Source organism: Parafannyhessea sp. LCP19S3_B1 (genome assembly GCF_052121955.1).
Taxonomy (GTDB): Bacteria; Actinomycetota; Coriobacteriia; order Coriobacteriales; family Atopobiaceae; genus Parafannyhessea.
Window position 1 is genome coordinate 87,292 of the sequence record NZ_JBQKDH010000011.1, and the last position, 25,418, is coordinate 112,709.

Here is a 25,418-nt window from a genome sequence, read left to right on the forward strand (position 1 = left end):
TGCTAACTAGGAATTTGTTGACACCCGTTATACCGCCTCCCGCGGCGCCGGTCAACCTTGGGTGCATTCGGCATTTTCGATCGCGGGCGTTCGGTGCGCGCGATGGCGGGCCGAAACCTTTGCGGCCTTGCATTTGACACAGGCGTCATCGCATTTTACGCACCGCAACTACCTGAGCAAACAACCGTCCACCGACGATTCCGACCGGTTTGGGAACGCTCGGTGGGCCGCTGGGTAAGAGAGGAGCATTGCTGTCAGAGCGGCCATGCCGCAGAAAGGAAACCGCATGGACATCAAGAAGGTAACCGTCGCCGGCGGCGGCGTGCTGGGGAGCCAGATCGCGTTCCAGAGCGCGTACAGCGGATACGACGTCACCATCTGGCTGCGCACGGAGGCCTCCATCGGACGCTGCCAGCCGAAGCTCGACTACCTGCACGCCACGTACCTCAAGACGCTCGACGCCATGAAGGAGAGCCCGGCCGCCTACGCGTACGGCCTCATGCCACGCGAGGACGTGACCCCGCAGAGCTGCGAGGACGCGAAGGCGAAGGTTGAGGCGGCATACGCCAACATCAGGCTCACCACGGACTGGGACGAGGCGTTTGGCGACGCGGACCTGGTGATCGAGGCCGTGGCGGAGAACGTGGAGCAGAAGGTGGCGTTCTACACCGAGCTCGCGAAGCACCTGCCCGAGCGCACCATCATCGACACGAACTCCTCCACCCTGCTGCCCTCGCAGTTTGCCGAGGCCACCGGCCGCCCGGAGAAGTTCCTGGCGCTGCACTTCGCGAACGAGATCTGGTCGCACCCCACGGCCGAGGTCATGCGCCACGCCGGCACCGGCGACGAGGCGTTCGAGGCCACGATCGCGTTTGCGGCGTCCATCCGCATGATCCCGCTGCGCGTGAACAAGGAGCAGCCGGGCTACCTGCTGAACTCCATGCTCGTGCCGTTCCTGAGCTCCGCCGAGGCCCTGTGGGCCAACGACGTCGCGACGCCGGAGGACATCGACCGCGCCTGGACGCTGGGCACGGGCGCCCCCGCCGGCCCGTTCCGCATCCTGGACATCGTGGGCCTGACCACGGCGTACAACATCGGCATCATGGACCCGCGCGCCAAGGACCCCAGCACCGTCCAGGCGAGGGTCGCGGCAAAGCTGAAGGAGAAGATCGACCGCGGCGAGCTGGGGCTCAACGCGGGCAAGGGATTCTACGAGTACCCGAAGCAGTAGCCTGGGCGAGACGGCCTCCCAGGCCGTGACATCCCGTGGACGAGGGACGCCCCGGACCGGACGCGAACGCGCCGGCCGGGGCGTCCCGCCCTTCTCGCCCGCCGGCAGCGCGCCTACATGACGCCCGCCGCCCCCGCAAGCATCGTTGCGTACCTCACAAACACAACATGCGGTATGTAGATGGCTCCACGCCACCACTTGTGCCACCTTTATTGCTACTTGTTTGATAGCATTTGTTGCGGGGCGACGCCCCATGTGACTGACGAGTGTACGCGCCGGCACGGCGCGCTGGCAGATGGGAACACGACGGTGGTAACGAAGCGAGACGGAAGGGTCGAGCCCTACGACAGGCGCAAGATCGGCGCCGCCATGCGAAAGGCGCTCGCGGAGGTGGGCGACGGCACGGCAGAGGACGCCGGTGCGCTCGAGGCGCTGCTTGCGGCGGTGGAGGCGCACCTGGGCGCGGACGACGCGCAGGACGTCGAGTCCATCCAGGACCTCGTGGAGCGCACCCTGATGGAGAGGGGCCACTACGACGCCGCGAAGGCGTACATCCTGTACCGCCACCGCCGCTCCGAGCTCAGGGCCGCGAGGCGGGCGATCTGCGAGCTCGCGTTCCCCTGCGCCCGGGACGCGGCCGCGGGCGAGGGCGGCGCGTCCTTCTCGCCCGACGGGGTCGAGGGAATGTCGCACGCGCTCGACGCCGTGCTGGACAGGGTCTCGCGGGAGTTCGACCCCGCGACCTACCCGCTCTCCGCGCTCGCGGCGAAGTTCTCCGGCTTCGCGAAGCCGTCCATGGGGGCGGACGAGCGGGCGGACGCCCTGGTGCGGGCCGCCGTGGAGCTCACGAACGCCGAGGCGCCGGAGTGGTCGCGCATAGCGGGCAGGCTGCTGGCGCTTGTGGCGGCGTGGCGCCTTCGCCGGCAGGAGCGCGCCCGCGGCATCGACGGCCTCTATGGCAAGCTCCGCTACCTCACGGACCAGGGGCTGTACGGGTCGTACGTACTTGAGGGCTACACGCGCGACGAGATAGAGCTCGCGGCCACGTGGATCGACGACAGCCGCGACGACCTTCTGGACTACCCCGGCCTCGACCTGCTGCTGAAGCGCTACGTGGTATGCAGCCACGACCACGTGCCGCTGGAGTCCCCGCAGGAGATGTTCATGGGCATCGCGCTGCACCTGGCGCTTCGCGAGGAGGCGGGCGCCCGCATGGGGTGGGTCAGGCGCTTCTACGACATGCTGAGCCGGCTTGAGGTCACCATGGCCACGCCGACCCTCTCGAATGCGCGCAAGCCCCACCACCAGCTGTCCAGCTGCTTCATCGACACCGTGCCCGACAGCCTGGAGGGCATCTACCGCAGCGTGGACAACTTTGCCCAGGTGTCCAAGTACGGCGGCGGCATGGGCATGTACCTGGGGAAGGTGCGCGCCAAGGGCGGCAGCATCCGCGGCTTTCAAGGCGCGGCCGGCGGCGTCGTGCGCTGGATACGCGTGATAAACGACACGGCCGTCGCCGTGGACCAGCTGGGCGTGCGCGCGGGCGCCGTCGCGGTGTACCTGGACGCGTGGCACCGCGACCTGCCCGAGTTCCTGCAGCTGCGCACCAACAACGGCGACGACCGCATGAAGGCGCACGACGTGTTCCCCGCGGTGTGCTACCCGGACCTGTTCTGGCGCATGGCGCAGGAGGACCTTAACCAGCCGTGGCACCTCATGTGCCCGCACGATATCCTGGTGGCGCGCGGATACGCGCTTGAGGACTACTATGGCGAGGAGTGGGAGCACCGCTACCTGGAGTGCGTGGCCGACCCGCGCATACCCAAGCGCACCGTCACGGTGAAGGACGTCGTGCGCCTGGTGCTGCGCAGCGCCGTGGAGACCGGCACGCCGTTCGCGTTCATGCGCGACGCCGTGAACCGCGCGAACCCCAACCCGCACGCCGGCATGATCTACTGCTCGAACCTCTGCACCGAGATCGCCCAGAACACGAGCGAGATCCAGGGCGTGAGCCAGGAGGTCGTGACGGAAGACGGCGACACCGTGGTCGTCACCACCACGCGCCCCGGCGACTTCGTGGTGTGCAACCTCGCGAGCCTGTCGCTCGGGCGGCTGCCGGTGGAGGACGACGCGTACCTGGCGAAGACCGTGCGCACGGCCGTGCGCGCGCTGGACAACGTGATCGACCTCAACTTCTATGCGCTGCCGTACGCGAAGGTCACGAACCGCCGCTACCGCTCCATCGGGCTCGGCGTGTCCGGCTACCACCACATGCTCGCGAGGCGCGGCATCGGCTGGGAGACGCAGGCGCACCTCGACTTCGCGGACGATGTGTTCGAGCGCATAAACCGCCACGCCATCGAGGCGTCGTGCGAGCTCGCGCGCGAGCGCGGCGCATACGAGAAGTTCGAGGGCTCGGACTGGCAGACGGGCGCCTACTTCAGCAAGCGCGGCTACGACTCCCCGGCGTGGCGCGAGCTCGCCGCGCGCGTGGCCAGGCACGGCCTGCGCAACGCCTACCTCATCGCCATCGCGCCCACGAGCTCCACCTCGATCATCGCGGGCACCACGGCCGGCCTCGACCCCGTGATGCGCAAGTTCTTCCTGGAAGAGAAGAAGGGCGCCATGCTCCCGCGCGTCGCGCCGGAGCTCTCGCCCAGGACGTGGTGGTACTACAAGCCCGCGCACTACATCGACCAGACGTGGAGCATGCGCGCGGCCGGCGTGCGCCAGCGCCACATAGACCAGGCCCAGTCCGTGAACCTCTACATCACGAACGAGTACACCATGCGCCAGGTGCTGGGCCTCTACCTCGAGGCGTGGCGCGACGGCGTGAAGACCGTCTACTACGTCCGCAGCAAGTCGCTCGAGGTGGACGAGTGCGAGAGCTGCTCCAGCTAGCGGGCCACCACGGCCGGCAGACCCGCCTGCCGGCACGCGGCGCGACGACAGGCACGACCACACACGAAGGGAAGACCATGCAGCACACGAACCCCACGCCCCTCTCGCCTAAGGCGCTCTTCAACCCCAACGGCGATACGGACGTGCGCCGGCGGCGCCTCATAGGCGGCAACACCACCAACCTGAACGACTTCAACAACGTGAGGTACGCGTGGACCACGGACTGGTACCGCCAGGCCATGAACAACTTCTGGATCCCGGAGGAGATCAACCTCTCGCAGGACGCGAAGGACTACCCCAACCTCACGCCCGCGGAGCGCACCGCGTACGACAAGATCCTCTCGTTTCTGGTGTTTCTGGACTCGCTGCAGACGGCGAACCTCCCCAACGTGGGCGAGTTCATCACCGCGAACGAGGTGAACCTGTGCCTGCACATCCAGACGTTCCAGGAGTGCGTGCACTCGCAGAGCTACTCGTACATGCTGGACACCATCTGCAGCCCGGAGCAGCGCAACGACATCTTGTACCAGTGGCGCACCGACGAGCGCCTCCTGGCGAGAAACACGTTCATCGGGAACCTCTACAACGAGTTCCAGGAGCGGCGCGACGCGCCCGCGCTGCTTCGCGTGATGATGGCGAACTTCATCCTGGAGGGCGTGTACTTCTACTCTGGCTTCATGTTCTTCTATAACCTCGCACGCAACGGCAAGATGCCCGGCAGCGCGCAGGAGATCCGCTACATCAACCGCGACGAGAACACCCACCTGTGGCTGTTCCGCAACATGATCCTGGAGCTGCAGAAGGAGGAGCCGGGGCTGTTTACGCCCGAGGCCATCGAGGACCTGCTGCAGATGCTCGTGGAGGGCGTGCGCCAGGAGGTGGCCTGGGGAACGTACGTGATAGGCGACGACATCGCCGGCCTCACGAGCCAACAGGTGAGCGACTACATCCACTACCTGGGAAACCTGCGCTGGAGCTCCCTGGGCTTCGGCACGCTGTGGCCGGAGCACGCGCAGGAGCCGCCGGACATGGCGTGGGTCTCGCAGTACAGCGACGCCAACATGGTGAAGACGGACTTCTTCGAGGCGCGCTCGACCGCGTACGCAAAGTCGACCGCGCTGGTGGACGACCTGTAAGGCAGGGGGACGGGCGAGAGGGACGCGAGGACGGGGGCGCGCCCTTCTCGCCTACCTGCGCGCCGTGCCCTCAAGCACCAGCATCACCGCGCCGAGAAGGACGATGGCGACGCCGCTGATGCCAAACCATGCGCTCACGCCAAGCTCCTCCGCCACGGGCGACGCCACCGCAAGACCGACGGGAGTCGACACCATCGAGACGATCTGGAACGCCGAGAACGCCCGGCCGAGCTTCTGGGGAGCGATGCTCTTCTGCATGTACGCCACGATGGGCACGTCGTAGCAGGTGGCCGTTGCCCCCATCGCGCCGCAGAGCACCGCAAACGCCACCCAGCCGCCGAAGCTCTTGGGCAGCAGGCCGCAGGCGAGGCAGGTGGCGCCCAGCGCCACCGTCGCCTTAAACGACGCGCGCACCTCGTTTGCGAAGTTCGCCTTCGCGACCACGAGGGCGTCGCGCAGCTCGCGGACGGGATGGAGCCTTGGGCGCTCCCCCTTTGCGCGGTGGTCGGCAACGGGAACGACGCCGAGCGTGGCGGAAGCGACGAGCGCGCCCGCGAGGTCCGTCACCAGGATGAGCGCCAGCGGAAACGCCGCGAAGAGCGCGCCGCCGACCACGGGTCCCAGGACGTACGAGGCGCTGCTGATGGCCTGCGACATGCCGCCGGCCTCCACGAGCGACTCCTCCGGAACGATCTGTGGGACCATGGCCTGCATCGCGGGCGCCTGAAACGCGGTCGCGGCCGCGCGGGCGGCGAGAAGCGCGATGACTGCGGCGACCGAGACGCCCCATGAGCCCATGGCCAGCCGGGAGCCGGGTGGCCGGAGGCGTTCCACGTGTTCGACAGCCTCCCGAACCTGCAGGTCGCGTGGTCGGCCGACCTCGCGCACGGCATCGAGCGTGGCCCGACCTCGTGGGAGGCCAGACGCTCGTCGCGTTTACGCGGTAGGCGCGGCGATGCCGTCACCTACCGAAACGGCGCCGCCCACACGGCGTGCCCCTTCTAGAATCAGGCCACCCACATCCCTTTAGGAGGAGTAATGCAAGACAGCTACGCAGCCCTCAACAGCCCGTTTGCCATAGGAAAGGTCAAAATCAAGAACCGCTTCGTGATGGCGCCGACCACCACGGGCGCCTACCTCGCGCCAGACGGATCCTTCAGCAAGGAGGGGATCGAGTACTTCGTGCGCCGCGCCCAGGGCGGCATGGGCCTCGTGCAGACCGGCGCCCTCATGACGGACTACAAGATCGACGAGCCCGGCGCCCTCGGCCCCTCGTTCATGGCGACGCCCGCGTCCCGCCAGGCGTTCATCGTAAGCTCCGCCGCCCTTCTCGCCCGCCTCGAGGCGTACGGCGCCAAGATGTTCATCCAGATCTCCGCTGGCCTCGGGCGCAACAGCCCCGGCTCCTATGGCCCCAGCGCCAACCCGTACTTTGGCACCACGGACAAGATGAACCCGGTCCTCACGACGGAGGACGTGCGCGAGAAGATCAAGATGATGGTGGACGCAGCCCGCGTGGTACAGCAGGCGGGATACCCCGGCGTCGAGCTTCACGCCATACACTGGGGCTACCTGCTTGACCAGATGGCGTCCTCTCTCACGAACCGCCGCACGGACGAGTACGGCGGAGACCTGCACGGCCGCATGCGCATGTGCACGCAGATCGTCCAGGGCATAAAGGAGTCGTGCGGCGACGACTTCGCCGTGACGGTGCGCCTGGGGCTGAAGGCGTACGCCAGGGGCTTTAACCAGGGCTCGATCGACGGCGAGGGCGAGGCCTGGCGCACGCTTGAGGAGGGCGTCCAGATCTGCCGCATCCTGGAGGAGGCCGGCGTGGACGCGCTCGACGTGGATACCGGCGTGTACGACAGCTTCTACTATGCCTGCCCGCCCATGTACGTGAAGCGCGGCTACATGGAGGACATCGCACGGGCCGCGAAGGAGGCCGTGGGCATCCCCATCATCTGCGGCAGCCGCATGGGCGACGTCGACGCGGACGAGCGCTGCATCGAGGAGGGCGCCTTCGACGCCATCGCCATCGGCAGGCCGATGCTCGCCGACCCCGACCTGCCCAAGAAGGTCGCCATCGGCCGCCCGGACAAGATCCGCCCCTGCATCGCGTGCAACCAGGGCTGCCTGCTCCGCCTGTTCCAGGGCCTGCCCAGCGGCTGCGCCGTGAACCCCCTCGTCGGCCGCGACAAGGACTACGCGCCCACGCCGGCGCTCGTGCGCAAGAGTGTCGTGGTGGTGGGTGGCGGCGTCGCCGGCATGGAGGCGGCGCGCACCTGCGCCATGCGCGGCCACCGCGTAACGCTGTTCGAGAAGGGCGAAGAGCTCGGCGGACACCTCATCAGCGGCGGTGCACACGACTTCAAGGGCGAGGTGCGCGAGCTCAACCTCTGGTACCAGGGCGAGCTGGACGACTGGGGCGTCGACGTGCGCATGGGCGTCGAGGCCACGCCGGAGCTGGTCGACGGCCTCGCGCCGGACGCCGTCATCCTGGCGAGCGGCTCCTCCGCCGTGATGCCGCCCATCCCGGGCATCGACCACCCCAAGACCCTCGGCTGCATCGACGCCCTCCTGCACGAGGAGCGCGTCGGCCGGCGCGTCGTCGTGGTCGGCGGCGGCCTCGTGGGCTGCGAGATCACGCTCGACCTCGTAAACAAGGGGCACGACGTCACCATCGTGGAGGCGCTGCCGCAGATCCTGAGCTCCGGCCCCGCGGTGCCGCTGCCAAACGCCATGTACCTGCGCGACGCGTTCGCCCACCACGGCACGCCCGTCCTCACGAACACACGCATCTCTTCCGTGACGGACGCGGGCGCCGTGGTCCAGGGTCCGGACGGCGTAAGGACGCTACCTGCGGACACCGTGGTAATCGCGGTCGGCTTCAGGCCCAACCCGTCCATGGCGCCCGACCTGCGCGGACACGGGTACGAGGTGTTCGAGATCGGTGACGGGCGCCACGTGGGCAACATCCTCACGGCCATTTGGGACGCGTACGAGGTCGCGCACACGATCTAGCAAAGGCGCGCGGCGAGAAGGACGATGCAGCCGCTGGCGGGGTTTCCGGATTCCGGATGCCCCGCCAGCTCATATCGTTCGCCATTCTCCTACATGCCGCATCTCCCACACGCCGCTCTCAACCCCGCGGAGCGTCATACGTAATCGTTCGAGAGCCCGTACTCCTCGAGGAGTCGCCTCATCATCTCCGGATCTCGCATTGCCTCCTCGAGCTCCCGCTCGCGGCCGTCCGCCATGAGTCTGGACGTCAGGGCCATGGCCCTTGAGAAGCCCTCTTCGTTGCCTTCGGCCTTGCCCTCGGCTATGCCTTCTGCCCTACCTGCAGCCATACCTTCGGCCCTGCCTTCGTCGCGCGCGTCCGCAAACTCGTTACGATACTTCTCGGACCAAAGCATCCTGAATCGCCTCCACCTGGGGTCGTCGCGAAAGCCGCACACGGCGTCGTCCACGCTTCGGACGAAGTCGCTTCCAATCACATTATCATCCCGCAGGTAGCTCATGAACGCGTCGAATCCGTCGCCGAAGTCGCCCTTCGTGCCCTCCGCGTTCACGAACACGATGCTCGTCCCGTCTCCCAGCGGCTCGCCGTCCTGCTCGCATTGCCGCGGGTAGTTGTAGCGCTTCCATCCCCGCCCAAACGGGTCGTGAGCACAGATGAACACCACGACGACGTTTCCCGCGTCGCCAAAGCGTTGGCCTCGATCCAACAGGCTCGCATCCACCAGCGAGAGGTACCTGCGCGCCCTTCGCGCGATGTCCGGGTCCGCGCCGTTCTGCATCTCCACGTCGTAGACGTTGCCGTCGACGTCCCACACCAGCAGATCCACTACCCCGGCCCGCGACGCGGGGCCAAAGTCCACGAGCTCCTGTCGCTCGACCATCCTGAGGTCCCTTACCTTGATCCCAAGGAGGACCTCCACAAGCCCGCGGCAGAGCCCCAAGTCCTGGAAGACGGTCCCAAACATGAAGTCGTCCGTGATTCCCATCGTGCTGAAGTCAAGTCCCTATCGCATCCCGCGCTCCTCTCGCCGCGCCAACAAGTGGGGGCATGATACAAAATCGGACTTGCAGCTACTTCGCATGCGTCTAGCGGGAACCTTTCCAAGAACTCGGGTGTGAAGAATTTATTAGGACAAATTCCTGTTTACTATCGCCCGCCAATCGGGTATAGTTCCACTAACAAGAAATTGTCCTAATAAAGGCTCAGCCAAACGGGACACGACAGAAAGGATCCACCATGGAATCCAAGCTCAACGCCCTTCTCGCCAACCTCACCGTCGAGTACCACAAGCTCCAGAACCAGCACTGGTACGTAGCCGGAAGCGACTTCTTCCAGGCTCACGCCCAGCTCGAAGAACTCTACGACGGGCTGCTTCCCGCCATCGACGACGTGGCTGAACTCCTGCTGCAGCTGGGTGGAAAGCCCATTGCGTCGCTCGCGGAAGTCCTCTCCACCGCCGACATCGCTGAGCGCGCAGACGAGCCGCTTGCGAGCGCCGAGGCCTTCGCCAGCGTGCGCGAGGACTTCTCGCACCTCCTCGAGCAGGTATCTGCGATAAAGGACCAGGCGGACGCGGAGTCCAACCACCTCGTGAGCGCCAAGATGGACGAGTACATCGCGAGCCTGTCCAAGACGCTGTGGATGCTTCGCCAGCAGGCGGCATAGCCTCGCAAATTCGCAGTTGGCAGGGTGAGTTTCCATCACCTACCGATGTGCGTCGCAGGTAGCACGACAACAAGACGGGAGGCCGGGCAACATGCCGGCCTCCCGCTCGATTTGCCTATCCGCGACCGCCGTCACGGCGTTTTCACGCAGACGCGCCTAGCCTACTTCCCCAGCATCGCGTTGTACGCGGCCATCGTGTAGTAGTTGTACGGCTGGTTGAAGTGCGGAAGGAAGAACACGTCGAGAAGCGCCAGGCGGTCTATCGTGACCCCCTCCTGGATCGCGAGCGAGAACATGTGGATGCCCGCGCTCATGTCGTAGGTGGACGCCATCTGCGCGCCCAGCACCTTGCGCGTGGTGCCGTCGTACACGATGCGTACCTTGACCTCGGGATTCGGCGTCTCTACAAACGTCGCCTTCTGCACCTGCGCAAAGTCGCTCACGCGCGCGTCGTAGCCGGCGGCAAGCGCCTTCTTCTGGGTAAGTCCGGTCGCCACCATCTTCAGGTCGTAGATGCAGATGCCAGAGGAGCCCTGCACGCCGATGCCGTCGACCGCCGTGCCGCACGCGTTGTGTGCTGCCACGATGCCGGAGCGCACCGCGTTCGTCGCAAGCGCGATGTACGCCGGCTCGCCGTCCGCCGCGTTATAGAAGCAGCTGGAGCAGTCACCCGCGGCGTAGACGCCCGGCTTGGACGTCTCCTGGTGGTGGTCCACAAGCAGCGCGCCGTTCTTCATCATCTCGAAGCCAACGAAGCGGAACATCTCCGTGTTCGGCTTGAAGCCAATGCAGACGCATACCATGTCGGCCTCGTGCGTACCCTTGTCCGTCACTACGCGCGTGACCTTGCCACCCTCGCCCTCGTAGCGCAGCACGCGCTCGCCGAAGGCGAGTCCGATCCCATGGTCCGCCAGGTTCTTCTCCATGAGCGCGCTGAACTCCGGGTCAAAGTTTCCTGCCACGCAGGTGTCAGCCATGTCGATGAGCGTCACGTCGCGGCCGTTGCGCCGGAAGGCCTCCGCAAGCTCCACACCAATGTAGCCGGCGCCCACCACCGCCACGCGGCGAATCGCAGGGTCCTTAAGCTTGCGGACGACCTCCTCCGCCTGCTGGAAGAGCTTGACGCGCTGGATGTTCTGGAGGTCCATCCCCTCGACGGGCGGGATGATGGGCTCGGAGCCGGTGGCCAGTATCAGCTTGTCGTACGGCTGGTCGATGGCGGTGCCGTCCGCCGCGACCGCGTGGACCACGTGGGCGTAGTAGTCGATCGACTCCACGCGAGTCTCCATGTGGACGGTCGCGCCCTTCGCCTCGAAGCCCTCCTTCGTCTGGTAGAACAGTCCGTCCGGCTTGGAGATCTGCCCGCCGATCCACAGCGCCATGCCGCATCCCAGGAAGCTGATGTTGCTGTTCTGGTCGAAGATCACGACCTCGTTTTCCGGGTAGTTGTCGAGAATGGTGTTTGCCGCGGCGGTGCCCGCGTGGTTTGCGCCGACGATGACGATCCTGCTCATGGTGGTGGTCTCCCTCCGTTGGCGCGGCAGTGGCCGACGCCGCCAAGACGTAGGCGACCCCAGGACGTGACCCACGACCGTCCCGACTGTCGCCATAATTGCTACTACATAAATAGCATTTATGGGAGGGGACGTCCAGCGCTGTCCGACAGGCGGCGCAACCCACGCCGCCCGCAGGACGACGGGCGCCGCCGCGTGCGACCGGCGCGGAAGGCGTCTCGCTACCGCGTCTCGTTGCGCTCGAAGAACTCCTGCGCGTTCTGGCAGAACATGCGCCGCGCGAGGTCCAGCCCAAAGCGCGACGCGACGCGCGAGAAGAGCGCGGGCACGTCGTCGCAGCGCGCGAGCCAGGCGGGGGTGTCCGACCCGTCGAAGTCGCTGCCCAGGGCGAGGACCTTCTCGCCCCCGAGGGAGAGGAAGTGGTCGATATGCCTGCTGAGCTGGTCGAACGTCACGTCCTTGCCCACGGGTTCGTCCGCGATGAACGCGCGGTAGTAGTTGATGCCCACAAGGCCGCCGCGGTCGCGGATCTCGCCGAACTGGGCGTCCGTCAGGTTGCGCGGGTGCGGGCACATGGCGCGGCTGTTGGAGTGCGACGCCACGAACGGTCGCGTCGCCACGCGCAGCAGGTCCGCGAAGCCCGCGTCGTTCAGGTGGCTCACGTCCACCACGATGCGGCGGTCCTCCAGCGCGCGCACGACCTCACGGCCGAAGTCGGACATGCCGTCAGCCGTGTCGTTGCCGGACGCGATGTCGTTCTTCCCGTTCCACGTGAGCGTCAGCATCTTCACACCATCCGCCGCGAGCTCGTCCACCACGGCAAGGTCGCGCCCGATGGGAGACCCGTTCTCCACCGTGAGCATCGCGGCGACGCTCCCCCACGCATGGGCCGCCTGCGCGCTGCGGGCGTCCTCAGTACGCGCGAGGCTGCACGAGTTCGTGGCTGTCTGCCGCTTGAAGTAGTCCCTCACGTGGCGATAGAACTCCAGCGGCGTGAACGGCGTGTGCGAGAGGTCGTCCGGCACCCACGCGGCATAGCATTGCGTCCATCCCCCGGGCGCCGCCTTCGCCATGCGTCCCGCCGCAAGCGCAAGGTCGTTTTCGACCATGTCTCCGCCCACCGCGTTCGCAAGCTGCGTCGCAAAGGGCTCGACGTCCCTCATGCACAGCGAGTCCAGCGTGTCGCAGTGCAGGTCGAACACCCTCAGCCTGCGCAGCTCGTCCTCCACCTCGGGACTCTGGCACTTCTCGTCCAATGACGCCATGGCTCTCCCTCCAACGTGCCGATTGCTTGCCAATGTAGCACGGCATACCCCGATCCATTGCCCCAGCCCGTCAGAGGTATCGGCCCGTAATGGAGCGCGCGCACCCCTTCGCCCCGGAAGGCGTCCCCGCGTACACGATCTTGCCTCCCGCCTCTCCTCCGCCAGGTCCCATGTCAATCATCCAGTCCGCGTTCGCAATCATGTCCAGGTCGTGCTCGATCACCACGACGGTCGCCCCATGCGACACAAGCGTGTCGAGCACCCCCTCGAGCACCTCCACGTCGTGGGGGTGAAGGCCGATCGTGGGCTCGTCAAACACAAAGAGCGCATCGGTCTGGTCGCGGCCCATCTCCCCCGCAAGCTTCAGGCGCTGCGCCTCGCCCCCGGAGAGCGCCGGCGTCGCCTCGTCAAGCGTCAGGTAGCCAAGCCCAAGGTCGTGCAGCACGCCGAGCTTCCCGCGCACCTTCTTGAGCGACTCCACGCAGCCGAGCGCCTCGTCGACGGTCATCGCCATGAGCTCGGGCAGGCTGTGCTCGCGGGGGGCGGGTGCGTCCTTGCGGGCGCGCGCGAGCGCCCTTCTCACCTGCCACGCGACGCCAGAGAAGCGCGACCCGCGGCAGTCCGGGCACGTCACCTCGACGTCTGGCAAAAACTGCACGTCAAGCGATATGGTTCCCGTTCCGTCGCACGTCGGGCAACGCAGCGACCCCGTGTTGTACGAGAAGTCTCCTGCCCTCAGTCCGCGCGCCTTCGCACCCGCAAACTGCGCGAACGCACGGCGGAGCTCGTCCATCACGCCGGAGTACGTGGCGACGGTGGAGCGCACGTTGGCGCCGATCGGCGTGGAGTCGATCAGGTGCACCCTCTGGATGCCGTCTGCGTCCAGGGATTCGACCTGCCGTGGCAGCCGCTGCCCCTTCGAGCGGGCGACCAGGGCCGGAACCAGGCACTCCAGCACCATGGTGGTCTTGCCCGAGCCCGAGACTCCCGTCACGACCGTGAGCGCGCCCCGGGGAATCCGGACGGAAAGCGGATGCACGGTGTGGACCGCCTTGGTCTCCATCGCTATCGCGCCTTGCGAGAAGAGCTCCCCCTCCGGGCGGACAGCACGCAGGCGCTTGGGCTCCTTTGCCAGCAGATAGGGGGCGATACGCGACGACGGGTTCCCCTCGACCTCGGCGACGCTCCCCTGCGCCACGATCCGCCCTCCGTCGGCGCCAGACCCCGGCCCGACCTCGATCAGGTGGTCCGCATGCTTCAGCACGCGAACGTCGTGGTCCACCACGACCACCGAGTTGCCGTCCGCAAGGAGGTCGTCCATCACGCCAAGCAGCCCCTCCACGTTCGCGGGGTGCAGACCGATCGATGGCTCGTCCAGCACGTACAAAACGCCGGTCGTGCGATTGCGCACGGCACGCGCCAGCTGCACCCTCTGCCGCTCTCCCGTGGAGAGCGTGCTTCCCGCGCGGTCGAGCGAGAGGTACCCAAGCCCCAGCTCCTGCAGGCGCGCGACGGGCTCGTCCAGCGTCGCTATCACCGTGTGAGCCATCGGCCTCACCTCCTCGGGGAGGCTCGGCTCAACCAGCGGGAGCCATGCGGAAAGCTCGTCCAGGGTCTTCTCGGTTACCTCCGCAAGGTTGATGCCAAGCACCTGTGGGTCACGTGCCTTTGCGGAAAGCCGCGTCCCGTGACAGTCGGGACATGGCTCCTCCTTAAGGAACCGGGCGATGCGCTGGTAGGCGCTGTCGGTCTTCGCCTTCGCAAGCGCGTTCTCAACGGAGCGCGTCGCGGAGTAGTACTTGAAGTCGAGCTCCGTGGCGGTGTCGGAGCTCTTCATCGGCACGACCACGTGGCGCTTCTCCGCTGGCCCATGGAAGACGATCTCGCGCTCCCGGGACGTGAGCTCGCGGAAGGGCACGTTGGTGCGCACCCCCATCTCGCGGCAGACGTCCTTCATGAGCGACCACATGAGCGTCCCCCACGGGGCAACGGCGCCCTCGTCTATCGTCTTCGACTCGTCGGGCACGAGCGTCGACTCGTCCACCACGCGCATGACGCCGGTGCCTCCGCACGTGGGGCAGGCACCGTTGCTGTTGAAGGCGAGGTCCTCCGCCCCCTGCCCGTAGAACGATTCGCCACAGACGGGACAGACCATGGGTTTCTCGAGCGCGACGTTCATCGACGGCGGCACCCTGTGACCGTTTGGGCAGGTGTAGGAGCCAACGCGCGAGAAGAGCAGGCGAAGCGAGTTCAGAACCTCCGTCATGGTCCCGAAGGTGGACCTCACCCCCGGCACGGGTGGGCGCTGGTGCAGCGCCAGCGCCGCCGGCACGTATTTGACGAGGTCGACGTCCGCACGTGCCGCCTGCGTAAGACGGCGGCGCGTGTAGGTTGAGAGCGCCTCGAGGTAGCGGCGGGACCCCTCCGCGTAGAGCACCCCCAGCGCAAGCGAGCTCTTGCCCGAGCCCGACACCCCGGCAATCCCCACGATCTTGTGGAGCGGGACCCTTACGTCGACCGAGCGCAGGTTATGCACCCTGGCACCGTAGACCTCGATTTCCTCCGGAACGCATGCAACCATACCCAGCCACCAATCCGCGACATCGTCTTTGTGACGATTGTAGCGGATGGAGCGCATTCGAACAAGCGTTCGTTATAAAAAGTCGCGACGCGAATCTGGGAGGCCGCACATGGCAACCCACCCGTAAAGGAAGCCGCTCCTCTCCCCTGGGGCGAATCTTCGCTACCAGCGCAGCGACAGGCACGTGATGGAGCCGTCGATCTTCTCGAACTCCGTCATCTCGACCTCGATGATCTTGTAGCCCCAGGCCTCGAGCTGCGCCCTCACGCGCGGATACCCCTTCGCCATCACCACGTAGTCGTTTATGCGCACGCAGTCTGCGCCGTACGCCTCCTCGTCCGGCACCTCGAAGATGTTGAACTGCCCGCGCCGGTAGGCCGGCTTCGTCTTGAACTCGCCGCTGACCAGCAGGTTTCCGTCCTCCACGTACGTGCCGCCCGTCTTGAGGTGCAGAATGTGCTCCACGGGGACCTGCTCGGCGGTGTAGCCCCACTCCGCAAGGAAGCCGGAAAACTGGCGGAAGCCCTCGTCGTTGGTGCGGCGCGAGCGGCCCACGTAGTAGTGGTCGCCCACCATCATGACGTCGCCGCCCTCGAGGGTCGCGGGCTCGGTCATGACCTTGATCTGGTCGCTCGAGAAGAACTCGTGCAGCGTGGGCAGCATGAGCGCCGCCTCCTCGCGGCGGGTGGGCGCGCCCGGGCGGTCTGATATGGCGCCGCTCGGCGTGATGACCGCGGTGTCCTCCACGAAGACGGAGTCCGGGTAGTCCTCGAGCGCGGGCAGCACCGTGACCTCGAGGCCGGCCTGCCTAAGCGCCTCGACGTACTGCTCGTGCTGCTCCATGGCCTTCTGGTACATGGGCTTGCCCTTGTTGGTGAAGTCCGCGATGCCGTCGATCACGGAATGCGACGGGCGCCTGACGATTGCGTGGGTGAAGTTGCTTGCCATGGGGCATCCTTTCGCTCTTGCGCTGCTCGCGTACCGATGCCTTATGTATACAAAATGCATGCATGAATGGTCAAGCGGATTCGCGGGACGGGTTGCACTGTTTTGCAAGCGGTAATGTGGCTGTAACAAGCGGTTTTGCAAGGCTCTTTGCATCTGCCGCATCCATTGCATGCACACCCGTACATGTATACAATCGTTCAAAATGGAAGGGGGATTCCATGGCGGGACACGTCTTGGCGCCGCTTAAGCAGCGCGTGTACCAAGAGCTGAGGGCACAGATCGAGCGCGGGGAGCTTGAGCAGGGCGAGAAGGTCGGCGAGCTTGCCGTGAGCGAGGCCATGGGCGTGAGCCGCACGCCGGTGCGCGAGGCGCTCATCCAGCTTGAGGCCGACGGCTACCTGGAGGGCGTGCCGCGCCGCGGGTTCCGCGTGCGGAGCTTTGACGAGCAGAGCGCGCGCGAGGTGTTCGAGATGCTGGGCCCCCTTGACGGGCGCGCCGCGCTGTTGGCCGCGCCGCACATGACGGAGGATGACCTCGCGAACATGGACTTCCTGTGCGAGTCCATGGAGCTGGCCATCGCGGGCGGGCTCACGGAGCGCTACTACAACCTGCAGCGCGAGTTTCACCAGCGCTACATAGACCGCTGCGGCAACGCCCGCCTGCAGAGGGCCCTGTCCGAGCTCATGGGTCAGCTGTCGTCGCGATCGTATGCGCGCGACGACGCACAGGCCCTGGACAACATGCGCGCCGCGAACGAGGAGCACCGCCACATGCTGGGACTCTTCCGCGCGGGCGACGGCGCCGCGCTGCAGGACTACGTGCGCGACGTGCACTGGTCCCTGGAGAACGTGAGGTTCGCGGCCTGGTAGCGAGGGCGCGGGCAAGAGCGAGGCCCTTCTCGCCCGCACGTACTTACAGTCGCATCTAGTCACGCTCCTCTTGCACGGCACCCGTCGCCGCCGCGGGCTCGCCCACGTGCGAGAAGCACCTGGCAAACACGAAGCGCGACACGGGACCTGCCGCAAAGAGGTTCCACAGGAGCGCCATCGGGAAGTTCTTTATGAGCGTGCCCACCCAGATCGCCGGCAGCTGCGCTACGGGCATGCCGCCAAGCACCACGTTGAACAGGATGGCGGCCACAAGGCTCATGGTGGGACACATCACGAGCACGGTGCAGCACGACCGCGCGACGCCCTGCACAAAGGCGCCGTCGCGCTTGGGATCGACCACGCGGCGCGCCAGAGCCGCCCCGCCGCGCGTGCCCCACAGGTTCGAGAACAGCAGCACGAACAGCCACATGTACGACGCCTCGACGAGCGCCCCCAGGAACACGTCGTTCGTCATGTTAGAGAACCCGCCCGGCATGGTGGGGATGCCCATCTTCCACGCGACGTTGTAGACCTCCATGCCGTAGGCCATCGTGACGGACATCAGAATCCCAAAGATGAGTCCCTGCTTCTTGTTTTGTGGCATGCTCTTCTCCCCCTCTCGCCGCGGACCCTCCGCGACACAAAAAGCGTGCGGCCGCCCGTGGGCAACCGCACGCTTTGCCAACTACACCCTGTTGTCGCGGAGGATGGCGTTGTGGGGCACCCGACCGCGACGGCTTTGCGCTACACGCACGCTCAACCATAGCATCCACGGCGCGCCGCGCCGGGCGAGAAGGACCACGCCCGCGCTCGGTGTCGCGCCCGCGGCGGCGCTACGCCCCTTGCCGCGCCGCGCCCGCGTCCGCTCGGCGGCGCACCTCTGCCTCGACCTCCTCCAACGAGACCGCGGCGAGCTGGTCTTCCAGCGCACGCTGCGCGGCTTCGAGGTGGCCGTCCAGCGCGGCGTGGATGTTTCCGCCCACGGGGCACTGCGGGCACGGAGCCTCGTGAAAGTGAAAGAGCGACTTCGCCTCCGTCTGGTCCACGGCTCGCCACAGGTCCAGCAGCGAGATGTCCGCAAGCGGGCGCGCAAGCGTGATGCCCGACTTCCCCTTGCTTGAGCTGATGATGCCCGCCTGCTTGAGCATGCCCATGATTGTGCGCACCATGACCGGGCTCGTGCCAAGGCTCCCCGCCAGAAACGTGCTCGTCACGGGAAGCTTGTCGCCAAAGTAGTCGATTGCGCACACCATGTGTGCGGCCATGGTGAGTCTGCTGGTTATCTGCATGTCATTCTCCTTTGTCTGCCCCCTGGGCGAGAAGCGCCGCCTCCGCGCGTGCGGCACCGCTGTGCTCGCATGCGCACAGCCGCTCGTCGGAAAGGTCGCATGCGTGCCGCTGGCGCGCCACCAGGCGCTCGACAAACTCCGTCGCCGGCCGGGCCAGAATCTCCTGCGGCGTACCATACTGCTGAATCCGCCCTGCGTCCAGCACCAGCACCCGCGTGCCCAGGCGCAGGGCCTCGCCGATGTCGTGCGTCACAAACATGATGGTGATGCCGCACTCGCGGTGGATGCGCGCGATCTCCGTCTGCAGCTGGCCGCGGGTTATCTCGTCCACGGCGCCAAACGGCTCGTCCATCAGCAGGGTGTCCGGGGAGGCCGCAAGTGCGCGCGCTATGCCCACGCGCTGCTGCTGCCCGCCGGAAAGCTCCGCCGGGTAGCGATCCAGCATGTCCTGCGGAAGTCCCACGATGTCCATCCACTTGCTCACGGCCTTCTCCGTGCGCGCGCGGTCGTGCCGGTTGAGCAGGTTCGGCACGTACGACACGTTTTCCTCCACGGTCATGTGGGGAAAGAGCACGCTGCCCTGGATGGCATAGCCTATGCTGCGACGCAGCTCTATCGCGTCCACGTCGCGCACGTTGCGGCCGTCCACCAGCACGTCGCCGGAGGTGGGCTCTATCAGCCGGTTCACCATCTTCAGCGCCGTCGTCTTGCCGCAGCCGGAAGACCCCACGATCGTGAGGAACTCCCCCTTTGCCACACGAAGGTCAAAGTGGGAAAGCACGGTCTTCTCGCCGTAGGCCTTCGTCACGTCGCGGTACTCGATGGCGATGTCTGTGGTCTCGCTCATTTCAGCAGTCCCTTCGCACGCAGGTACTCCCGGGCAACGTCCTCGGGGTCCTCGCCTTTCTCCTCCACCTGGTAGTTCATGCGCGCCATGTCGCTCTCCGTTATGGTGCCGTCCAGCTTCTTCAGCACCGCGCGCAGCTCAGGGTGCTGCTCAAGCACCTTCGTGCGCACGACGTTACCGCACTCGTACGAGGGGAAGAAGCCCTTGTCGTCCTTCAGCACCGTCGCGTTTGCGTGGCTCAGCTTGCCATCCGTCGTGAAGATGATGAGCGCGTCCACGCTCCCCTGCTCCAGCGCGTCATACTTCAGGCCGATGTCCAGCTGCATCGTGGAGCCAAAGCGCATGCCGTACGCCTTGCACAGGGCGTCGTAGCCGTCCGCGCGCTCGAAGAAGTCCGCCTCCGCGCCCAGCTTCAGCCGGTCTGCCACCTTCGCGAGGTCGGAGTACGTCTTGATGCCGTAGCGCTTCGCGACGTCGCTCCTGACGGCGATGCCGTACGTGTTGCCAAAGCCGTACATGCCCACCCAGCTGAAACCCTTCTTGCGGTACCCCGCCTTGAGCTGGCCAAACTCGTCCTCTGAGTACGTGCCACCCTTCTTGAGCACCATGGCCCAGCCCGTGCCGGTGTACTCGGGGTACAGGTCGAAGTCGCCGGACTCCATGGCGGGCTCGATGTTCGAGGTGCCGCCGCCCACGCCCTGCGTCACCTTCACCTTGAGGTTGGTGTCCTGCTCTATCAGGTCCTTCAGCATGTTGCCCATGATGTACTGCTCCGTCATGGGCTTCGTCGCCACGTTGATGGTCGCGGGCGCGCCGGCAACCATGCCCGGCACCACGGCGCACGCCGCGGCGACGCCGCACGCCACCAGGGCGCCCACGGCAAGCCGGCGGTTGGTCCTCTTGGCCGCTTTCGAGCGCATGCCCATGCGCTTCTCAACAAACCCCAGCACAAAGTCCACCACCAGTGCCAGCACCGCGATCAGGAGGCTCCCCGCCATGGTCATGGCGGCGTTGTTGGTGGTGATGCCTCGATAGATGGCCACGCCCAGGCCGCCCGCGCCAATGAACGAGGCGATGCCGGCAAGCGCGATGGTCATGACAACCATGTTGCGGATACCGCTCATGATCACGGGCAGCGCCAGCGGCAGCCTCACGCGCAGCAGCGTCTGCATGCGGGTACCACCCATGCCGCGCGCCGCCTCCAGAATGGCGGGTTCGACGTTCGTGATGCCCGTATGCGTGGCACGCACCATGGGGAGCAGCGCGTATATGGTGAGCGCGATCACGGCGGTGGCGTCTCCCACGCCAGAAAACGGGATGAGGAAGCCGAGCATGCTGATGGAAGGAATTGTGTACAGAAAGTTCACCACGGCAAGCGTCGGCTTTGCCGCGCGCTGGAACTCGCTTATGAGGATGCCCGCGATGCCGCCCACCACGATGGCGATGGCGATGGACACCAGAGATATCTGTACGTGCTCTAGCAGCAGTCCCAGGAAGAAGTCCCGCCTTGTGGCGAGAAGGTCGAGCATCTGCACAAGCATGGGCTATGCCCTCCTCACGATCGCCTTGACCGGGCACGACTCGAAGCACAGCCCGCAGTGCAGGCAGTGCGCCTGGTCTATAACAAACGGGCTGCCCGCCGCTATGCACTGCTGCGGGCACGGGCGCGCGCACGGGCCACAGCCAATGCACGTGTCCGTGATCTTGAAGCCCTGCACGTGCACGGGCGCGCCCCCCAGCGAGAACGTCTGCCTGAAGATGGGGCTCACCCCAAGGTCAAATAGTTCCACGCAGCCGGTCTCGATCACAAATGGGTCAAGAACGTATCGCGAGTCTCCGGGGTACACGTCGTTCATGGAGGAGTTCTCGTCAAATATGCGATCGATCACGGCACGCGGCGCCACCTCCACGCGACGGGCCTCTCCCGCCAGGCGGACCATCTTGAAGTCGTGCGTCATGCCCACGATTGCCACGTGCGGGTCACGCAGCAGCTGCGCATGGAAGTCCTTCCCGCGCGAGGTGCAGAAGTAGAGCCTGCCCTTCTCCACCAGCATCACGTCGATGATGCGAATCTGTGGGTGGCCCTCCTGGTCCACCGTCGCAAACGACACGTCCTTGATCTGTCGCAGCGTGTCCAGGCAATCCTGCGCGTCCATGGCGCCTCCTCAGTCGTCGTCCAATACGTGTAATGTATTTGATAACATGTAACGTGTCAAATACTTTCTATCACGTTGGCCGACATTACACAAAACGGCGCAGCGCACTGGGTCACCACAGACATCTTCCGCGCGGCAGAGGACGGTCGCGTCTTGGAGCATTGGACCAACAAGGAGGTCATGCCGCCGCGCGAGGAGCTCACAAACTCCGGAAAGTTCTGGCGCTCGCGCACCCGCAGGCACTCCCCGCGGGCAGACGGCGCGGAGGATGGCAGCGCGTACTTCTCCCCCATTCAGCACGCCCATCTCCCCTCGCGAATTGCGGAGAAATCGTTTTGCTCGCATTCGCGCTTGCCAGCGCGGCGCGTTTGCCATAAAGTGTCTCTCTGTCGCATCGCGACGAGCTATTCGGGCGTTTAGCTCAGGGGGAGAGCGCTTCCCTGACACGGAAGAGGTCAGAAGTTCAAATCTTCTAACGCCCACCATAAACTCGCAGGCCAGAGGCTATGTCCTCTGGCCTGTTTTCGTTTGGTGCACGCAAGAGTGCACGCGTAGTGCACGCAACCCATTCAGGACGCTTCCGCAGCATGCCGTTTTATCTGCGTGTCAGAATTTTCCTTATACATTTTGAACTCTCCATTATGCAGACACAACTTTCACTCCCCCGAAGCCGGTTCGTGCAGGCATCGGCCTTCCAAAACCCCTCGCCCAGCCATCCGTAGCTGTGTCGATTTTCTGGTCGGGAACCCACGGGAAGCCCGTGGAAGTCAGGCGTTCGCGCGAGGTCAGCACTGACGAAAGTGCCAGTCATATACATGTGTCGTCGCCACTCGCGGCGACGCGCACGACTGGCACATGGTGGCACACGATGTCACCCGAGACGGGAACATTTGGGAGGGATTCGCATGGCTGCGGATCAGGCCGGGAGCCGCACGGACAACGGGCATCGGGGAGAATCCCCCGCCGTTCCGAGGAACGAGGAGGACCTCGAGAGGATCGCCCGCATCTGCGCGGCGGGTGCCGATGGCGACCTCTGGATGGACACGCGTTCGGTCGAGCTCTACCTGGGGATCTCCAGGCGCACCCTGTACCGGCTCGTGAAGAACGGCGCCATACCCGTGAGCAGGGTCGGCAGGAGGATTCGCGTGAGCAAGCGCGCCCTCGACGTCGCCGTAGCGGCAGGTCTGGTCTGGTGACCCGCCGTGCCCCTGAAAGAACAAGGCAACGTCGCTCGTATAACGTTTTATGAGCAGCGGCCGGCAGGCCGGGCCCGCGTCTCCAACGGCCTGCCAGCAGGCCCCCACCACCGGCTTCGGACGCCGGTCGGAACCCAACGAGGCGAACGGGGGCGATTCCGATGAGTGGAAGAGGCGGCGAAGAGGAGAGGGTAATCTACGTCCTGCAGATGGTGCAGGACTACCTGACCATAGCGGACGTGGGAAAGCTGATGCACGTGAAGGTGACCAAGGTCCGTGAGCTCGCCTTGAGGGACGTCGATCCGATACCCTTCAGGATCTTCGAGGACCAGCGCAGGAACCCCCTCGTCCACGCGGACGAGTTCAAGCTCTGGTGGGACAGGAACACGGTCCCCTACAAGGACTCCCCCGCGGGGAGGAACGCGACGGTCTACAAGAGGTCCTCCCATGGCACGGGGCACTGACGGGAGGGCGCACGAGCGCGCCGTCGAGTACGTGCGGGTCTACCGGTTCATGACAGAGGGGATGGGCCTCCGAGGCTGTGAGCTGCTCGTCTACGCGAGGATCTTCGGCTTCTGCAGGCATGAGGGCGTCGAGTTCTACGAGAGCAAGAGGGGCACGGCACGCATGCTCGGCGTCAGCGAGCGACAGGTCCACCGGGCGGTCTCAGCGCTGGAGGCCAGGGGCCTCATTGTCGAGCTCGGCGAGCACGTGCTGCCCAACAAGCGGATCACAAAGAGGTACGGGCTCGTGGACAGCGCGGTCGAGCGGGCGGTCAGGGTCACGGAACGGAGGAACAGGTCCGTGGGAGGCTGAGCCACCCATGACGGCGTGGCATGGCGGGAGGCCCCACGCCCATGACGGGACGTCACGCCGCCAACCGGGCCCCCATGACATCGCGTCAGCGGCAGGGGTGACGCGGCGTCACCCGATAAGAGAGGAGGGACATGAAAGGAGAGACAGCAAAGGCGCCGGACCCCAGGCGCTCGCTCATCGGGCCGGCCCAGGCGAGGGAGCTGGGGCTCGGCCCCGAGCCGCCCGCCGCGCGCTGCCCGTTCTGCGGGAGGGCGCTCGAGGCGAGGGGCGTCGTCGTCGGCGAGAGGGTCGTGTGGGTCTCCAGGGAGCGCTGCTCGTGCAGCGGCGCGGCAGCCGCGGAGGAGGAGTCGCGCCGCGCGGAGGGCGAGCGCCAGGCGCAGGACCGCGAGGCCCGCCTCGCACGGTGCGGGATAGGCCGCCGCTTCCGATCGGCGCTCCCCACGGACGAGGCGTGCGCGTCGTTCGCGATGGGGTACCGCCACGGCGCAGGCAACGGCCTCTACATCCACGGCGGGATCGGCGTGGGCAAGACGTACAACGCCGCCGGCATCGCGTCCGTGCTCCTCGACCGGGGGGAGACCGTCGCCTTCACGACCTCGGTCGGGCTCCTCGCGAGGATCAGGGACACCTTCGACGACGCCTCGCCGGCCCGCGCCGCCTCGGTGAAGGAGCGATACCTCTCGTGCGAGGTGCTCGTGCTCGACGACCTTGGGAAGGAGGCGCAGTCGCCCTGGACGGTCATGACGCTCTTCGAGCTGCTGAACGCGCGCTACGAGGGGATGCGGTCCACGGTCATCACCACCCAGTACACCATGGACGAGCTCGAGGCGCGGCTCGCGAGGCGGGGCGAGGCGGAGACCGCGAGGGCGATAGTCTCGCGGATCAGGCAGACGTGCGACGACGTGAGGCTCGGCGGTCCGGACAAGCGGCGCGCCGCCGCCACGCCCCCGCAGATGCGGAGAGTTTATGACGGGATACCCTAGGGAAGCCCAGGGAAGCCAGGCGCCCCGGCGGGCCGACACGCGCCGTCCCATCCCCTGTAGAAGGGTGTGGGGCGGCGTCGCCGCGGCGCCACACAGGACATGGCGGGGACTCGGCCGGGCGCGGCCGTCCCGGCGGCCCGCCCCTCACGCAAGGAACGGGGGGCGGGCATGGCGGACGACTACGGCGACGACTCGGGACAGAGGCTCTACGACATGATCGTCCGCGCCGGCACGGTCGCCGCGGAGCGCTCCGGGCTCTCCGCGCGCGACGGCGCCATGGGCGAGGCGGCCGCCAGGATCGAGGAGGCGCTCTCCGCGCTCAGGCGGCAGCTCGGCGACCAGGCGGCGCCGGGGCCTGCAAGGGAGGAGCCGCGCGGGGGCGCGGCGCCCGAGTACGCCCGCCTCGACGTGCGAGAGCTCAAGGCAATCGACGGCTTCGAGGAGCTCAAGGGGATCATCCACTCCGACCTCGAGGCGCACGGCGTCGGCAACGGCTTCGTGGAGGGGCGGGACGGCAGGACGGAGCTCGTCTTCAGGCTGGACGACGCGCCGAGGGTGGCCGAGTGCCTGGACCGCCTCATCGAGGAGACCCGCAGGGCCGCCGAGCGCGCGGAGCGCGACGCCCGCGCCCGCGACGACGGGGACCGCGACGAGAGGGGCCACGCCGACGAGGCGCGCGACGACGACCACACCGGCGAGACCCGCGGCGACGGGAAGGCCGTTGCCCGGAAGGACCGAGACGCGGAGCCCCTGGAGGACCGCGGCAGGCGCGCACGCGAGGCGTCTGAGGCCATGCGCGACGGGTCCGGCGCGCGCGACCGCGCGCGCGACTGCGAGCGCGGTCGCGACCTCGCGCCCAGGCGCGAGGAGCGGTCAAAGTGAGTGCCGGCAAACCGAAGGGGGCACTGGCCGCGGCCATCGGCTCCGCTGCCGCGTTCGACGCCGCCGACCTCCTCGCGGACCTCGCCGACCCGACGGCGCCGACGGGGTCCGCGC

The 25,418-nt window shown here is 66.6% G+C and carries 22 protein-coding genes and 1 tRNA gene; 12 read left to right on the forward strand and 11 right to left on the reverse strand.

Going from position 1 to position 25,418, the window contains the following annotated elements:
* Positions 1–286 precede the first annotated feature (286 nt).
* The 3 genes from ACTQWE_RS07485 (at position 287) to ACTQWE_RS07495 (ending at position 5,268) form a co-directional block, all read left to right on the forward strand.
* Positions 287–1,231, forward strand: a complete 945-nt coding sequence (locus ACTQWE_RS07485) for a 3-hydroxyacyl-CoA dehydrogenase (protein ID WP_170104485.1) — start codon at positions 287–289, stop codon at positions 1,229–1,231.
* Positions 1,232–1,540: 309 nt separating this feature from the next.
* A complete protein-coding gene (locus ACTQWE_RS07490; RefSeq protein ID WP_441921494.1) occupies positions 1,541–4,132 on the forward strand; it encodes a ribonucleoside-diphosphate reductase subunit alpha in 2,592 nt (863 codons plus the stop codon).
* A 77-nt stretch (positions 4,133–4,209) separates the two neighbouring features.
* A complete protein-coding gene (locus ACTQWE_RS07495) occupies positions 4,210–5,268 on the forward strand; it encodes a ribonucleotide-diphosphate reductase subunit beta (RefSeq protein WP_441856241.1) in 1,059 nt (352 codons plus the stop codon).
* Between the two features lie 51 nt (positions 5,269–5,319).
* Here the strand turns inward: ACTQWE_RS07495 and ACTQWE_RS07500 are convergent, their stop codons facing one another.
* A complete protein-coding gene (locus ACTQWE_RS07500; RefSeq protein ID WP_441856243.1) occupies positions 5,320–6,102 on the reverse strand; it encodes a hypothetical protein in 783 nt (260 codons plus the stop codon).
* 204 nt (positions 6,103–6,306) lie between these two features.
* On the opposite strand from ACTQWE_RS07500, the gene ACTQWE_RS07505 reads away from it, so the two are divergent.
* Positions 6,307–8,292: an oxidoreductase gene (locus ACTQWE_RS07505; RefSeq protein WP_441856245.1), complete on the forward strand. Its 1,986-nt coding sequence runs from the start codon at positions 6,307–6,309 to the stop codon at positions 8,290–8,292.
* Between the two features lie 134 nt (positions 8,293–8,426).
* Here ACTQWE_RS07505 and ACTQWE_RS07510 read toward each other — a convergent pair whose 3' ends face one another.
* Positions 8,427–9,278 carry an Rpn family recombination-promoting nuclease/putative transposase gene (locus ACTQWE_RS07510; RefSeq protein WP_441856247.1) on the reverse strand — a complete coding sequence of 284 codons (852 nt, stop codon included), beginning with the start codon at positions 9,276–9,278 and terminating at the stop codon, positions 8,427–8,429.
* A 251-nt stretch (positions 9,279–9,529) separates the two neighbouring features.
* Here ACTQWE_RS07510 and ACTQWE_RS07515 point away from each other — a divergent pair, with 251 nt between their 5' ends.
* On the forward strand, positions 9,530–9,958 hold the full coding sequence (locus ACTQWE_RS07515) for a Dps family protein (RefSeq protein WP_170104478.1): 429 nt from the start codon (positions 9,530–9,532) through the stop codon (positions 9,956–9,958).
* Between the two features lie 161 nt (positions 9,959–10,119).
* On the opposite strand, the gene nox is transcribed toward ACTQWE_RS07515, so the two are convergent.
* From nox to ACTQWE_RS07535, 4 genes are all read right to left on the reverse strand, one after another.
* Complete coding sequence (gene nox / locus ACTQWE_RS07520) at positions 10,120–11,472, reverse strand: H2O-forming NADH oxidase (protein WP_441856250.1); 1,353 nt, start codon at positions 11,470–11,472, stop codon at positions 10,120–10,122.
* Positions 11,473–11,693: 221 nt separating this feature from the next.
* A complete protein-coding gene (locus ACTQWE_RS07525) occupies positions 11,694–12,737 on the reverse strand; it encodes a dipeptidase (protein WP_441856252.1) in 1,044 nt (347 codons plus the stop codon).
* A gap of 70 nt (positions 12,738–12,807) precedes the next feature.
* Positions 12,808–15,318, reverse strand: coding sequence for an excinuclease ABC subunit UvrA (locus tag ACTQWE_RS07530; protein WP_441921496.1), 2,511 nt, complete (start codon positions 15,316–15,318; stop codon positions 12,808–12,810).
* A gap of 162 nt (positions 15,319–15,480) precedes the next feature.
* Positions 15,481–16,266, reverse strand: coding sequence for a dimethylarginine dimethylaminohydrolase family protein (locus ACTQWE_RS07535; protein ID WP_441856255.1), 786 nt, complete (start codon positions 16,264–16,266; stop codon positions 15,481–15,483).
* A 218-nt stretch (positions 16,267–16,484) separates the two neighbouring features.
* Between ACTQWE_RS07535 and ACTQWE_RS07540 the strand changes: the two genes are divergently transcribed.
* Positions 16,485–17,135 carry a GntR family transcriptional regulator gene (locus ACTQWE_RS07540; RefSeq protein WP_441856256.1) on the forward strand — a complete coding sequence of 217 codons (651 nt, stop codon included), beginning with the start codon at positions 16,485–16,487 and terminating at the stop codon, positions 17,133–17,135.
* Positions 17,136–17,190: 55 nt separating this feature from the next.
* Here ACTQWE_RS07540 and ACTQWE_RS07545 read toward each other — a convergent pair whose 3' ends face one another.
* The 5 genes from ACTQWE_RS07545 to ACTQWE_RS07565 all read right to left on the reverse strand — a co-directional run bounded on the left by ACTQWE_RS07545 (position 17,191) and on the right by ACTQWE_RS07565 (position 21,427).
* Complete coding sequence (locus ACTQWE_RS07545) at positions 17,191–17,739, reverse strand: hypothetical protein (RefSeq protein WP_441856258.1); 549 nt, start codon at positions 17,737–17,739, stop codon at positions 17,191–17,193.
* 229 nt (positions 17,740–17,968) lie between these two features.
* Positions 17,969–18,424: an Rrf2 family transcriptional regulator gene (locus ACTQWE_RS07550; RefSeq protein ID WP_441856260.1), complete on the reverse strand. Its 456-nt coding sequence runs from the start codon at positions 18,422–18,424 to the stop codon at positions 17,969–17,971.
* A gap of 1 nt (position 18,425) precedes the next feature.
* Positions 18,426–19,271 carry an ABC transporter ATP-binding protein gene (locus ACTQWE_RS07555; protein ID WP_441856262.1) on the reverse strand — a complete coding sequence of 282 codons (846 nt, stop codon included), beginning with the start codon at positions 19,269–19,271 and terminating at the stop codon, positions 18,426–18,428.
* Positions 19,268–20,812 carry an ABC transporter permease/substrate-binding protein gene (locus ACTQWE_RS07560; protein ID WP_441856263.1) on the reverse strand — a complete coding sequence of 515 codons (1,545 nt, stop codon included), beginning with the start codon at positions 20,810–20,812 and terminating at the stop codon, positions 19,268–19,270. The genes ACTQWE_RS07555 and ACTQWE_RS07560 overlap by 4 nt, the downstream gene beginning before the upstream one ends.
* Positions 20,813–20,815: 3 nt before the next feature.
* Positions 20,816–21,427, reverse strand: coding sequence for a pyridoxamine 5'-phosphate oxidase family protein (locus ACTQWE_RS07565; RefSeq protein ID WP_441921498.1), 612 nt, complete (start codon positions 21,425–21,427; stop codon positions 20,816–20,818).
* A 410-nt stretch (positions 21,428–21,837) separates the two neighbouring features.
* On the opposite strand from ACTQWE_RS07565, the gene ACTQWE_RS07570 reads away from it, so the two are divergent.
* The 6 genes from ACTQWE_RS07570 (at position 21,838) to ACTQWE_RS07595 (ending at position 25,304) form a co-directional block, all read left to right on the forward strand.
* Positions 21,838–21,912 (forward strand) — tRNA-Val (locus ACTQWE_RS07570).
* A 420-nt stretch (positions 21,913–22,332) separates the two neighbouring features.
* Positions 22,333–22,623 carry a helix-turn-helix domain-containing protein gene (locus tag ACTQWE_RS07575; protein WP_441921500.1) on the forward strand — a complete coding sequence of 97 codons (291 nt, stop codon included), beginning with the start codon at positions 22,333–22,335 and terminating at the stop codon, positions 22,621–22,623.
* A gap of 161 nt (positions 22,624–22,784) precedes the next feature.
* Positions 22,785–23,087: a hypothetical protein gene (locus ACTQWE_RS07580; protein WP_441921502.1), complete on the forward strand. Its 303-nt coding sequence runs from the start codon at positions 22,785–22,787 to the stop codon at positions 23,085–23,087.
* Entirely contained in the window at positions 23,071–23,439 is a 369-nt protein-coding gene (locus tag ACTQWE_RS07585) for a hypothetical protein (protein ID WP_059053485.1), read from the forward strand. Before ACTQWE_RS07580 ends, ACTQWE_RS07585 begins: the two co-directional genes overlap by 17 nt.
* A 131-nt stretch (positions 23,440–23,570) precedes the next feature.
* The gene (locus tag ACTQWE_RS07590) at positions 23,571–24,422 is read left to right on the forward strand and encodes an ATP-binding protein (RefSeq protein ID WP_090862573.1); all 852 of its coding nucleotides are present in this window, start codon (positions 23,571–23,573) and stop codon (positions 24,420–24,422) included.
* Between the two features lie 168 nt (positions 24,423–24,590).
* Entirely contained in the window at positions 24,591–25,304 is a 714-nt protein-coding gene (locus ACTQWE_RS07595) for a hypothetical protein (RefSeq protein ID WP_441921504.1), read from the forward strand.
* Positions 25,305–25,418 lie beyond the last annotated feature (114 nt).